This is a genomic window from Terriglobus sp. YAF25 (assembly GCF_052113305.1).
Taxonomy (GTDB): Bacteria; Acidobacteriota; Terriglobia; order Terriglobales; family Acidobacteriaceae; genus Terriglobus.
On sequence record NZ_JBFRCY010000245.1, the window covers coordinates 1 to 12,284 of the forward strand.

14 protein-coding genes are annotated in these 12,284 nt (G+C 56.9%); 6 read left to right on the forward strand and 8 right to left on the reverse strand.

The genetic code is table 11. From position 1 onward, the window contains the following. Nucleotides 1-151: SDR family NAD(P)-dependent oxidoreductase (locus AB4043_RS11965; RefSeq protein WP_442307136.1), on the reverse strand; the 151-nt coding region annotated here is incomplete at its 3' end. Between the two features lie 119 nt (nucleotides 152-270). Here AB4043_RS11965 and AB4043_RS11970 point away from each other — a divergent pair. Further along, nucleotides 271-1,293, forward strand: a complete 1,023-nt coding sequence (locus tag AB4043_RS11970) for an AraC family transcriptional regulator (RefSeq protein ID WP_442298890.1) — start codon at nucleotides 271-273, stop codon at nucleotides 1,291-1,293. Between the two features lie 153 nt (nucleotides 1,294-1,446). Here AB4043_RS11970 and AB4043_RS11975 read toward each other — a convergent pair whose 3' ends face one another. Together AB4043_RS11975 and AB4043_RS11980 are read right to left on the reverse strand one after the other, a co-directional pair. Then, nucleotides 1,447-2,214, reverse strand: a complete 768-nt coding sequence (locus AB4043_RS11975; RefSeq protein ID WP_442298889.1) for a hypothetical protein — start codon at nucleotides 2,212-2,214, stop codon at nucleotides 1,447-1,449. A gap of 284 nt (nucleotides 2,215-2,498) precedes the next feature. Beyond that, complete coding sequence (locus AB4043_RS11980; RefSeq protein ID WP_442298888.1) at nucleotides 2,499-3,233, reverse strand: SDR family oxidoreductase; 735 nt, start codon at nucleotides 3,231-3,233, stop codon at nucleotides 2,499-2,501. A gap of 123 nt (nucleotides 3,234-3,356) precedes the next feature. On the opposite strand from AB4043_RS11980, the gene AB4043_RS11985 reads away from it, so the two are divergent. Further along, a complete protein-coding gene (locus AB4043_RS11985) occupies nucleotides 3,357-3,749 on the forward strand; it encodes an ArsR/SmtB family transcription factor (protein WP_442298887.1) in 393 nt (130 codons plus the stop codon). 77 nt (nucleotides 3,750-3,826) lie between these two features. Here AB4043_RS11985 and AB4043_RS11990 read toward each other — a convergent pair whose 3' ends face one another. Beyond that, entirely contained in the window at nucleotides 3,827-4,126 is a 300-nt protein-coding gene (locus AB4043_RS11990; RefSeq protein ID WP_442307132.1) for a helix-turn-helix domain-containing protein, read from the reverse strand. Here AB4043_RS11990 and AB4043_RS11995 point away from each other — a divergent pair. Beyond that, a complete protein-coding gene (locus AB4043_RS11995; protein ID WP_442298885.1) occupies nucleotides 4,120-4,668 on the forward strand; it encodes an SDR family NAD(P)-dependent oxidoreductase in 549 nt (182 codons plus the stop codon). The two genes, AB4043_RS11990 and AB4043_RS11995, sit on opposite strands and share 7 nt — an antisense overlap. Nucleotides 4,669-4,870: 202 nt before the next feature. Then, a complete protein-coding gene (locus AB4043_RS12000; RefSeq protein ID WP_442298884.1) occupies nucleotides 4,871-7,000 on the forward strand; it encodes a formylglycine-generating enzyme family protein in 2,130 nt (709 codons plus the stop codon). Between the two features lie 176 nt (nucleotides 7,001-7,176). Here AB4043_RS12000 and AB4043_RS12005 read toward each other — a convergent pair whose 3' ends face one another. Together AB4043_RS12005 and AB4043_RS12010 are read right to left on the reverse strand one after the other, a co-directional pair. Further along, a complete protein-coding gene (locus tag AB4043_RS12005; RefSeq protein WP_442307133.1) occupies nucleotides 7,177-7,869 on the reverse strand; it encodes a GDSL-type esterase/lipase family protein in 693 nt (230 codons plus the stop codon). Between the two features lie 32 nt (nucleotides 7,870-7,901). Continuing rightward, nucleotides 7,902-8,369 carry a GDSL-type esterase/lipase family protein gene (locus AB4043_RS12010; protein ID WP_442307134.1) on the reverse strand — a complete coding sequence of 156 codons (468 nt, stop codon included), beginning with the start codon at nucleotides 8,367-8,369 and terminating at the stop codon, nucleotides 7,902-7,904. Between the two features lie 82 nt (nucleotides 8,370-8,451). Between AB4043_RS12010 and AB4043_RS12015 the strand changes: the two genes are divergently transcribed. Further along, nucleotides 8,452-9,210: a 6-phosphogluconolactonase gene (locus tag AB4043_RS12015; protein ID WP_442298882.1), complete on the forward strand. Its 759-nt coding sequence runs from the start codon at nucleotides 8,452-8,454 to the stop codon at nucleotides 9,208-9,210. 9 nt (nucleotides 9,211-9,219) lie between these two features. On the opposite strand, the gene AB4043_RS12020 is transcribed toward AB4043_RS12015, so the two are convergent. Together AB4043_RS12020 and AB4043_RS12025 are read right to left on the reverse strand one after the other, a co-directional pair. After that, on the reverse strand, nucleotides 9,220-10,536 hold the full coding sequence (locus AB4043_RS12020; RefSeq protein WP_442298881.1) for an MFS transporter: 1,317 nt from the start codon (nucleotides 10,534-10,536) through the stop codon (nucleotides 9,220-9,222). A gap of 212 nt (nucleotides 10,537-10,748) precedes the next feature. Further along, nucleotides 10,749-11,711 carry a carbohydrate kinase family protein gene (locus tag AB4043_RS12025; RefSeq protein ID WP_442298880.1) on the reverse strand — a complete coding sequence of 321 codons (963 nt, stop codon included), beginning with the start codon at nucleotides 11,709-11,711 and terminating at the stop codon, nucleotides 10,749-10,751. Nucleotides 11,712-11,853: 142 nt separating this feature from the next. On the opposite strand from AB4043_RS12025, the gene AB4043_RS12030 reads away from it, so the two are divergent. Then, a partial coding sequence (locus tag AB4043_RS12030; RefSeq protein WP_442307135.1) for a class II D-tagatose-bisphosphate aldolase non-catalytic subunit occupies nucleotides 11,854-12,284 on the forward strand: 431 nt, incomplete at its 3' end.

Here is a 12,284-nt window from a genome sequence, read left to right on the forward strand (position 1 = left end):
CAATCAGCTTGACGGCCTCATCCAGCGCCTCCTGCCTGCGGCCCGTGATGAAAACGTAAGCACCCTCCTCAACGAAGCGCTTGGCGCTCTCCAGCGCCAGACCGCTCGATCCACCCGTGATAACTGCAACTTTTCCTTCAAGCTTTCCCATACTTGCTCCTTTGCGTGCCGTGTAACATCCGATACACAGGAGTAGATTCCTCTTGTGGTGGACGAGAACTGCTCAGGAGTCCAAAGCTTTTGTCTATTCGTCCAAACAGGGAGGCTGAATTGGACCCCATAACAGATGTTTTCCGAACATTGCACGTAACCGCCTTCGGTCAGCACAGGCTCGAAGCCACCGCTCCGTGGGGCCTTAGAGGGGGAGGGGCGGAGACCGAAGACAAAGCGCCGAATGCCGGCAAGAAGAGTTCACCGACAGATTTGGCGCACTTCGCCATGCTGTCGCGCGGCAATTGCTGGCTCAACGTCGAAGGCATTGCGGAGGCGATTCCCCTCACCGGTGGTGATTGCATGTTGCTGGACCGTGACACTTCGATCGTCATGCGCGATAACCCTCGAACATCTCCAAAATCGAGTTTCCGTGAGATCGCGGCCAAGGCTAAAAGCAACGTCGCTCATTGTGGAGGGGGCGGCGCACCGACGACCATCGTCTGTGGGTCTCTTAGTTTCGACCGCGCCAGTTTGAAACCGATCACTCAGTTATTGCCTAGCTTCATTCTGATCAGGGCCGATCAGGCACGCACGTTTGCTCTTCACAACACCATGCAGGCGCTGGCGTCAGAGATGGCAGACCAGGTGCCGGGGTCTGAAATCGTCGCGACGCGCCTGGCCGAGGTTCTATTTATCCAGGTACTCCGGGCATATATCGCGTCGGAACCGGAACGCAACCAGGGATGGCTTCGTGCTGTCTTCGACCCTCAAATCGGCGCTGCCCTGACTGCCTTTCACAATCGTGTGGGTGCGCCATGGACAGTCGAATCTCTGTCCGAAGCAGCGGGTGTGTCTCGCTCCGCGTTCGCAGTGCGCTTCAAAGACCTGCTGGGGCAAACACCTCTGGAATATGTAACCGAGTGGCGGATGCAGAAGGCGATGCACTTACTCGAACAGCGTGACAAGAAGCTCATAGACGTAGCTCGGTCGGTCGGCTACGAATCTGATGCTGCGTTCAGTAAGGCGTTTAAGCGAGTAGTTGGAGCTAATCCTGGGGAATACCTCAAACGTGGATTAGAAGGCCACGATCAGTCCCGCCGACATATGAGGACGAATGTGCTCGCGGTGTCTGGCATCTAGAGGAACTTCGATTACGTCTTCGTTTTGAAAATGGCTTTCAAGAACCAGGCGCATCATGCGCTTGAACAGCAGATAGGAGCAAATCTCTTGAAGGTGTAGAGCGACTCTCGATGTCATGGTAGTTTCTTCTCAAGAAAACGACACGACACACAATCATCGCTTCACGGTATCAAGAGATTTGCTTTGGCGGCTTCGATTGGAAGCGCGGCGCCAGACTCCATTGAAGCTGACGTTAAATCCGCCACACTGTTGATTGTCGACGGCACGAAAAGTATCGCTCGAGACGTTGTACTTCAGATCAAGTACGCAAGCGTCGTTCTCGCCGTGATCGAGGATGTGCAGGAAAGGCCCCATGGCGAGAGCTTCTCCACTGACGCCTCCGAAATTCACATTGTGGGCGGCGTTGGTAAAGTACGCCTTACCCGCGACGTGGATCCTGCCCTGGCCGGCCGCGCTGCGAGTGAGAACCAGTCGGTCACGGCTCGTACCGACATGGGTGTTGATCCAAGTGCCGAGCCACTGTTGCGTAGTGATGGCGGGAGTTGCGGGAACGGGAGCCAGGCGATTGGTTGGAATCCAGCCGGACCAGCCGCCCACCATCGCGCAGGTCCAGGCGCCTTGTGTCGCGCCGGGAGCGATCAGATCGCCCTGGTAATCCTCAGGTCTGGCGAGGTCGAGGAGCTGGGTGAAGCAGACCCCGGCTGAGTTGCCGTGGCTGCCGCAGTCATACACCCTAGGGACCGGGGCAGTGCCGTTGAAGACGCGCAGGCTGGCGAAGTCGGGAGCGCCAGAGGGATCGCATGGAATCGTTGGTGCGCCGGGAGGCGATGGAGCAACGTTGTTCTGGGCTGCCGCAACGATGGACGTGAGACAGAGCAGGGCGAACAGACGGATGAATTCGAAAAGACGCGGGAAAGACATAGGAGGCTACCTTTGAACTTCAACGATTGAGGAGCCGTAGGACCGCCGTCTCAGGCGCCCGACCGAATAACGGAGCAGCTGGATTTCATCCAATGCCGTTTTTCTCGTTCTACACCCTCAGGAGATTACTCCAATCCCAACAAACGCCGTCTTCGTCACCGATAGCGCTCAAGCGACTAGCCAGCGGCTTGGGACCGATGCAGTCGCAGATCGTCGGGCAGGGGCGGAGGCGAAAGAGAGGCGACAGGGGCCAAAGCCGCAGCTGTCGCCTCGCGATCTACCCATCAGATGGCGACAGTACCACCGTCGACGAAAAGTTCAACTCCATTCACAAAGGATGAATCGTCGGAACCGAGAAAGAGCGCAGCAGTTGCGATCTCCTCCGGAGTCCCCAGCGTTCCGCGAGGGATCATCGCCGCTAGTCCCTTGATGAAGTTGGCGTCTCCGAGAGGTGTGAGAGCAGGGGTGTCGATAGAACCGGGACTTAGTACATTGAAGCGAATGCGACGCTCCTTGTACTCCATTAACCAGGTGCGGACGAACGCCCGAATAGCTGCCTTGCTGCCCGCGTAGACGCTGAACCTCGGTATAGCCTTGACGTTCGCGATCGATCCGTTCAGAAGGACAGAGGCACCATCGGTGAGCAGCGGAACTGCCTTTTGTACAGTGAAGAGCGTGCCGCGTACGTTGGTGTTGAATGTCCAGTCGTAGTGTGCTTCGTCCACCTCTTCAAGCGTCTTGAACTCTCCCACGCCAGCGCTGGCGAACAAGACGTCGATCTTGCCCTTTTCTTTCTTCACGATCTCGAAGAGCTTGTCCAGGTCAGCCAGCTTCGATGAATCGGCCTGGATGCCGGTGACGTTACGGCCGATCTCCTTCACTGCTGCATCGAGCCGCTCCTGGTTACGGCCCGTGATAAAGACATACGCGCCTTCTTTCACATACAGCTTTGCGGTGGCCAGCGCCATGCCTGAACTGCCCGCGGTGATCACAGCGACCTTGCCATCAAGTTTGCCCATTTTCAACTCCTTTGCAAGCGGCGGTTCTCCGCCCTCGCAACACTTCGATGGGCGTCACGACGGGAAAGATTCAATAGTTCGGAACATCGGAACTAAAAGAGAGATTAAGATTGAGTTTCAACCATGCGCCCACTTGTGCACCCTGAGATTAGTGATGTGCCGCTCGAATCGGTTTTGCACGCTTTGAGCGATCCCGTGCGGGTGGAAATTTTCGCCGACATCGAGAAGGCGCATTCTCCGGAAAATTGCTCTACCTTCCTGACCGTAGGCGAGAAGCAGATTCCCAAATCGACTCTTTCACATCACTTCAAGGTTCTGCGAGAGTCAGGATTGATTCGAAGCGAGCGGAGAGGAACGGAAATCATCAACTATTCCAGATGTAAGGAAGTAGACGGACGATTTCCTGGTTTGATTACGTCAATCATCCGTGCACACGAGATTCAGGCATCACAGGTGCGCGGTCCCCACTCTCCGAAGAAGGTTTCTCGTCTGCGGCAGCATTCAACAAAGGGCTAGTTAAGCGTTTGTAGCAGCCACATGCGAATTAACTACATGCAGGCGCTCCTAAATCTCACTGACGGGTGGGAAGGTGCTTAGAAAGTGCCTTCTCGATCATGAGCCCGTTCCAGTTCATCCTTGCAGAAACGCTCTTCTACCCTTGGCCGGTGAACGGCTTTCGTTGGTCGTGGAGCGTCTACGCTACGGAAGGACGTCCTCAGCGATTTCAGCGGAGCGGTTGCGTTCTTCTCTTTGGGTGCGTRGCGCGCCGGAGGCATGCCGATGTGGCGAACAAAAGCGACGGTGAAGGTACTGGCCGAGCTATAACCCACGTTCTCTGCAACCTGCTCTATAGCGAGATCACTTCCGCGTAAGAGCCGCTTTGCGAGTGCCATGCGCCATGCCCGCCTTCGGCGTCCCTTCGCCAGTCGAGTTGGTGGACCTCGACACGGTGCGTACCCTGTTTGAGACCAACACGCTGGGCACGCTCGCGATGATGCAGGCCATTCTGCCTTCCTTCCGCGAACGTCGGTCGGGCGTCATCATCAACGTCACCTCGTCGGTAACGCTCAGGCCCCTTCCGCTTATTGGCCTGTATCGCGCCAGCAAGGCCGCGGTGAATGCCTTTACCGAGACCCTGGCGCTCGAGATGAAGCCCTTCGGAGTGCGCGTACACCTGGTGCTGCCGGGACGCGCTCCGGAGACGAAGTTCGGCGCCAACGCCTTCCCGCATCTGCGCGGCCTCGACAACCCCGACTATGCGCCGATGATCGAGAAGGTCATCGCCGGCCTGCGAGACACGTCCGGCCAAGTGACATACTCAAGCGATGTATGTGAAGCGATCCGGAAGGTTGCCACTGACCCGTCTTCACCGCTTCGCGTCGCCGCTGGCGCCGATGCCGAGGCATGGATGGCGGAGGCTCCATCGCAAGAGTGAGTCTTTCGGACTTGCTTCGACGTTTGGTGTTTGGCTGGCTCTTCCTCGTAAGAAGCAGCCGAGCATCTCGCGCTGTGACGTACTGACGCAGTGACCCGCGATCCGGGCTGGTTAGGACGCGGCCGGTCCCGAGCTTCTGTAATATTGGCGGAGGTTGCGTGTGATGAATGGAGGAACATTGGGGCGAGCAACGCGGAGAGCAATGGCAATCGGGGCATTCTGTTTCGCAGCCGGGGTTCCTGCGCAAGACCATTTCCATCTGACTAACGAAGGCATCACCGCGCCTGCATGCACAGATGAGACCAAGGAAGCCTGTACCGCTGCAGATTATCGAGTCTGGCTCGCCGACCTGAAGGCCTGGCGTGCTGACCGGCATATCCGCATGGGGTATGACAGTAGCCTTTATGAGTTGCCAGCCTTGAAGTGGACACAGTCCAGTTTTATTCAGCCGCAAATGATGATCGAAGACCGCTATTTCTTTGACATCCAGAGCGGTAAATACACTGTCGATCGCTACCTCGATGATCTGGTCAAGCGTTACGGCGGCGTCGACGCGGTGCTTATCTGGCAGAGCTATCCCAACATCGGCATTGATGACCGCAACCAGTACGACATGCTTCGCGATATGCCAGGGGGCATCACAGGCGTGAAGAAGATGGTGGATGAGTTCCATCAGCGCAGTGTGAAGGTTTTTTTCCCTGTTATGGTCTGGGATCAGGGCACGAGAGATGAGGGTAAGCCTAACTGGACGGCCACAGCTGAGTTATTGAAGGCGGTTGGCGCAGATGGAGTGAACGGCGACACGTTGGAGGGGATGCCGAGGGCCTTCCACGATGCCACGATGAAGATCGGCCATCCCCTCGCGCTTGAGCCGGAGAACATGCTCACGGCCGACGACATGCTGACTTGGAACACGATGTCTTGGGGGTACTGGCGCTATCCGTACGCTCCGGAGGTCAGCCGGTACAAGTGGCTCGAGCCGCGCACGATGGTTAACGTGAGCGTACGCTGGAGCCGCAAAAAGACCGATAACCTGCAGGCCGCTTTCTTCAACGGTGTGGGGTTTGAGAGCTGGGAGAACGTCTGGGGGATCTGGAACGGTCTTACGCCACGCGATGCAGAGACGGTTCGGCGCCTTGCGACGATGGAGCGTGCGCTTGCGCCGTTCCTCGTTAGCCAGGGCTGGCAGCCTTACTACCCCACTGAGACGCGGGGTCTCTTCGCTAGCTTCTGGCCTCTCAACGACGATGCACTGTGGACGCTCGTCAACCGGAGCGGCTATGCTATGCGCGAAAACGTGTTAAACGTAACGAACGCGCCCGCCGGAGCGAAGTTTTACGATGTCTATCACGGCACCGAGTTGACGCCGCGCATGCATGGCAAAGATGCGCTGCTGAGTCTAGAAATCGAGCCGCATGGTTATGGTGCGGTGCTGCAGGTGACAAGAGCGCTGACGGCGAAAGAGCAGACGCTACTCGCGACTATGCGGGAGATGACCCAAAGACCGCTCGAAAGCTTTAGTCCGGAGTGGACGTTTTTGCCACAGAAACTCATAGACACAGCACCTGCGTTGGCTCCGATGGCTTTTCCAGAAGGCATGAAGAAGATCCCGGCGGGGTTGTACCGGTTTCGCGTCAGTGGCGTGGAGATTGAAGGCAACGATGATGTCGGCGTTGATTTTCAATATCCGTGGGAAGAATCGCCGCGCCGTCATCATGATCACTTTATGCAGATGAAGTCGTTCTGGATGGACACTTATCCGGTTACAAACGCTCAGTTCAAAACCTTTCTCGATGCCACAAGCTACCAACCCTCGGATACGACGAACTTCCTGCGCGATTGGAAACAGAAAAAGTACCCGGATGGTTGGGCGGACAGGCCTGTGACATGGGTCTCGCTGGAAGATGCGCGTGCTTATGCCACTTGGGCCGGCAAACGGCTTCCGCATGAGTGGGAGTGGCAGTACGCTGCGCAGGGCTTGGACGGACGCCGCTATCCATGGGGTGAAACCTGGCACGATGCGGCTGTCCCAACGCCGGTCAAGGGAAGAACTCTCACCGAACCCGATCGGGTGGGCGCCCATCCGCAGGGCGCGAGCCCATTCGGTGTCGAGGACATGACCGGGAATGTGTGGCAGTGGACTGACGAATACCAGGACGAACATACGCGTGCCGCTGTGCTTCGCGGTGGCAGCTACTTCCAGCCGCAGGGTTCGGAGTGGTACTTTCCGCAGGCGTATCAGAACGAACTACATGGAAAGTTTCTTCTGATGGCTCCGAGCGAGGACCGCTCCGGAAGCGTCGGCTTCCGTTGCGTCATGGATATCGAGTAACGCCATGGATCGGACCCTTCCTACGGCTACATGGCACGCAAGGACGCAACCATGCGTTAGAGGCGATCGAACAATGACATCGGTGACCGTGCCTGCCCCTGTAACCGCTACGCTTTCGGTTCGCCGATGGCATGGGCTTTCTGTATAGAGATCGACACCAGGTCGTCGGCCACTATTTATCGCCCGACGCCGAGCTTAATCAACGCATTCGCCCAGATCTGATAACCCGCGTCGCTGGGATGCGTGCCATCCGGCATGATCGACTTTGGAAGGGAGCCGTCCGGTGCTAAGAATTGTTCGCCGATATCGAGATAGATTACGGACGCATCTGTACCGAACCTCTGCCGCGAAAGCTTGTTCGTCTCCATAATGTTTTTGCTCAGATCGGCGTCGCGTTTCGAGCTTCGAGGAAAGATCGCCATCACTACGATGTGGCTGGCAGGTGACCGTTCATGGAGCTCCTTGACGATCGATGTGATGCCTTCTACCACCTCTTCGGGCCTGTTGGCACGTGCGTTCTTTGATCCGGTCAGGTTATTGGTGCCTATATTCAGCACCACCCACTTCGGTGTAAGACCGTCGAATTCGCCCTGCCGGATACGCCAGAGCACATTCTGTGTACGGTCCCAACCGAAGCCCATGTTGATGACCGGCACATCTCCAAAAAGGCTCTTCCACGCCGTGGGGCCGCTGGTGATGTTGCCCGCAGGCATGCCGCCCCAGAAGTGCGTGATGGAGTCGCCTATCATGACCACCTCCGGCTTGATGGACTTGTGCGTTTCCAACTCCGCATGGTGTCTTGCATACCAGTCATAGCCGTCCTGCTCGAGACGCGGCACAGGGATTTTCGCCGTGTTTATCTCCGTCATTGCATCTAAATCCATGCGGGGCGTATCGCCCATCAGCTTCGCCAGTGCTCTTCGAGGGTCCCGATCATCGTATCAATGCCTGTTTCGGTCTGGGCGGCAGTCTGTCCATGAAGCGTGTTATTCGTGCCGATAAGCACCAGCGCAACCTTCGGATGCAAGCCTTTGACCTCGTCGTGGTCCAGTCTCCACGTGACATCGGCCGTCGTGTCGCCACTCACACCCAGGTTCAGCGCCCTCCTGGGGGCATAGAACTTCTCCCAAATGGGCAAGAAGTCCTCATCGGGCTTTCTGGCCACGTGATAGTTCTCCGTGATGGAGTCACCGATCAGCAGGAGCTGCGTTTCAGGGTGATCCTGTGCCTCCTTCACCAGGCTATTGTGCTGCGCCAACCAGTCGGGATCGCTGGAGTGATCCTTCGCTGGGGCGGTTTGTCCCCAGGAGTATCCCGGCAGAAGCAAAAGCGTCGCCAATGTGAGAAGAATCCCCTGTCGTTTCGCCATAAGCTGCCGACCTTTATCCTTCTTTATCTTTCGTATTGCTTTGCTTTGTTTTCGTTTTATAGTAACAAAAGAGGAAACATAAATGAAACTTGCGGTGTATTCATCGAAAGCGGCACTCGCAGAGGCTGCCGCCCAACACGCCAAGGGACTGCTGACGACGACGATTCGCGAAAAGGGGCACGTGCGCCTCATCGCGGCGACGGGAGCCTCGCAACTGGAGTTTCTGGAACAGCTGACGAGCCTGCCCGGCATCGACTGGGACAAGGTGGAGCTATTCCATCTGGATGAATACATCGGCATAAGCGAAAAACATCCCGCGAGCTTTCGACGTTACTTGCGCGCCCGTTTAATCGAGAAAGCTGGTATCCACAAATATCATCTGATCGACGGAACCCGTCCCACCGACGAGGTAATGGCTGAGGTTGGTGCAGCCATCCAGAGCGCTCCTATCGACATAGCGTTTGTCGGGATCGGAGAAAACGGTCACATCGCGTTCAATGATCCCCCCGCAGACTTCATCAACACGGACGCGTACGTGGTTGTAACGCTTGATGAACCGTGCCGTCAGCAGCAGTTCGGTGAAGGCTGGTTCCCAACGCTGGATGATGTGCCGCATCGTGCGATCTCGATGACCGTGCGGCAGATCATGGCTTCGACCAACATCATCGCCGTCGTTCCCGATGCGCGCAAAGCACAGGCTGTGAAAGACTGCCTGGAAGGCGACGTGAGCCCGCTGCATCCAGCATCGATCCTTCGCGAACACGCCAACGCTACGCTGTATCTTGAGCCCGAGTCTGCGGCGAAGCTCTCCACGGAAGCCATCGAAACTTTCAGCCGTTAAGGCAAAGGTTCAGATGCGTAATACCTTTCCCTCGTCCGTAGCACGCGTGTTGCGGACGAGGATCATCACCAAAATCATCCCCAGCACGGGTATGCATCCACTTGCGATCATGATCGGATCGAAGGCATGCGTGCCCATTCCTTTTCTGGAGTCGGAGAAATAGCCGACGGCCTTCATCGCTATCACTGTGAGCAGCGCCGCTACGGCTCCGCTCATCCCGCTGACGGTAGCCACCGAGCTGGGCTGGTTCAGGTCTGATGGAAGCACGTTCGCAATCGTGCTGAAGCAGGCATAGGAAAAGGTCGCGCCGGCGAACAGGACCGTGAGCAGAAACAGGTTTGTTGTGAGTACGGTAGGGATGAGCAGCATAGTGCCGAGGCCGCCAGCCAAGGCGATGGCTCTGCGCGCCGCACCAACACGCCAGCCCCGGCGAATCAGCCATCCAGAGACGGCGCCTCCTGTGAAGTTGCCCGCATCTGCCGCGATGAATGGCACCCACACTGAAAGCAGGCCGTTACGCAGATCGATGCCTTTTGCCACAAGATAAATCGGGAACCAGTCCGCGACGAAGAACCATACGGGATCGGTCAGGGCTCGTGCCGCAATCGTGCCCCAGGTCTGCGGGAACTTGAGCAATTCCCACACGGTCGTGGGCTTTGCTGTGTTCGACGAGCCCGAGATCGCTTTGTCCGCACGCAGCATCTCCAACTCGTGCTTGGAAATCGATGGATGCTCCTGGGGAGGGTAGTAAAACCGTCTCCATAAGATCAGCCACAACAGTCCGAGCACACCAGGGACGATAAACGCCGGCCGCCACCCCCAGTGTGTATAGATGAAGAAGACCAGAAACGGCGTGATCGCTCCACCAACTGACGACCCGCTGTCAAAGAAGGCTGTCGCCAGGCCACGCTCGCTCGCTGGGAACCATTCGGACACAGCTTTCGTCGCAGCAGGCCAGTTGGCCGACTCCCCCAAGCCCAGCATGAAGCGGAAGCCCAGGAACCCAAGCAGGCTGCTCGCAAGTGGAGTCACAATCGACACGATGGAATAAAAGCTGACGCTGAAGGTGATCGACCGCCGTGTACCGAAGCGATCGATCCATCGTCCGCAGAGCAGTTGGCCGATGCCATAGGCGACGCGAAAGCCGATCACGAGATTGGCATAGTCGCTGTTGCGCCAGCGATACGTCTCTTTCAGAAAGGGAGCGAGCAGAGACAGTGTCTGCCGATCGAGATAGTTGATGACCGTCGAGGCGAAGAGGAGGAGGCAGATGTACCAACGAATCGATTGTCGTGCGGGGGCTGCGAACCCAGCGGGGGAGTTCACCTGGCACCGGACAACAGAAGCTTCAGCGCGTTCATGGGCAGATCGCCCGTCTCCAGTGCCGTGAACACGTTTAAAAACTTGTCCAGCTCAATCACACCCATATTGGAGACGCTCCCGCTTGACCTCGTATCGAGTCGGATACGATAGCACAATTTATTTCGTTTTATTTCGTTTTAGGTATATATAAAACTAGCCTAGGCGTCAAACGAAAATTAACGGGCGAAATTCAACAGCCCTTCGGGGTCGTAGGCCTGCAAAAACGGATCGCGAATCTCAGCGCGGACAAAGGCCTCAATTCCCCCGCGTCCTTGTGTAGACAATGCACCGGAGAGGTTTCCGCAACGCGCCGCCGTGGCCACATCACGACCAGAGAGGAACGCCGCCAGAAAACCTGCGTTGAAGCTGTCTCCTGCCCCCACCGTGTCCACAATCTTCGCGAGTTTTACCGGCGCTGACTCGTACGACGTGCCCTCGGTCACAACCAGAGCTCCAAGCGATCCACGCTTCAATACGATGGTTGCAACATGGGGTTGTATCTGCTCCAAAGCGCCCGTGACATCCTCGGACTTCGTCATGCGGCACAGCTCCGACGCATTYGGCATAAAGATGTCAACGAAGGGGAGCACTTCCATCAATGGCGATCCCCAGACATCGGCGGGATCATCGTTTGGATCGAGCGAGATCGTCATCCCGTTACGTTTCAAGCCGGCCAGGAACGCGGGTAAGCCTGCATGAAGCTTGCTCTGCAGATACAGCGACGACAGGTGAAAGTGACGTGCCGAACAGAGGTGAGACACATCGACATCTGCCAGTGCAAGATCCGCGATCGTACCCAGGTAGGTGAGGATATGGCGTTCTCCGTCGTGGGGCAGAAGCACCGTCACACCGGTCTTGCGTCCTGGCAGCTTCTTCACGCCGGTGACATCCACACCACGATCAGCGAGATATCTTTCCGCGGCAGTGCCGAGGTCGTCATCGCCGATCACGCTTTGAAAACTGACTTGCATTCCCAGGGCCGCAAGGTTATGCGCAACGATCGCCGATGAGCTTCCCAGAGTCATGCTGAAGTCGCTCGCCAGCAACTCGCGCTCGGTCTGCATCGTCTGTGGCAGACCGTACAGAATTAGGTCCAGATTGAGTTCCCCTGCGATACCGACATCAAAGCTGTGATTCATGACTCTCCCACTTGCGTTTATAGTTAATATAGTTTACTTTTTATTTCGAATTCTTTCGAATTGCGAACAAGACAAACATGCGACCAAATATGACAAAGCATCTCCTACGGCCTTTTATCTCAGATACGCCCGGGGGCGCCCTATGAGTGTTGTGCTGCAAAAGCAACTGCTTGCCGAGCGAAGACATGCTGGCATCTACGCTGTCTGCTCCGCCCATCCATGGGTGATTGAAGCTGCGGCTTTGCAGGCTCTTGAGGACGGGACTTCCCTGCTGGTCGAGGCTACCTCCAACCAAGTCAATCAGGATGGTGGCTACACCGGCATGCAGCCCTCGGATTTTCGAAGCTTTGTCGGAGAGATCGCAGAAGGCGTCGGCGTCCCTGTCGAGCGGCTGTACTTTGGCGGAGATCACTTGGGGCCAAATCCCTGGAGTTCGCTCAATGCGGTCGAAGCCATGAAACGGGCGTGCCGAATGGTCGATCAGTACGCGCGCGCGGGGTTCACCAAGATTCATCTCGACGCCAGCATGCCTTGTCTGGGAGATCCTGAAGTTCTGAGCGATGAGATCGTGGC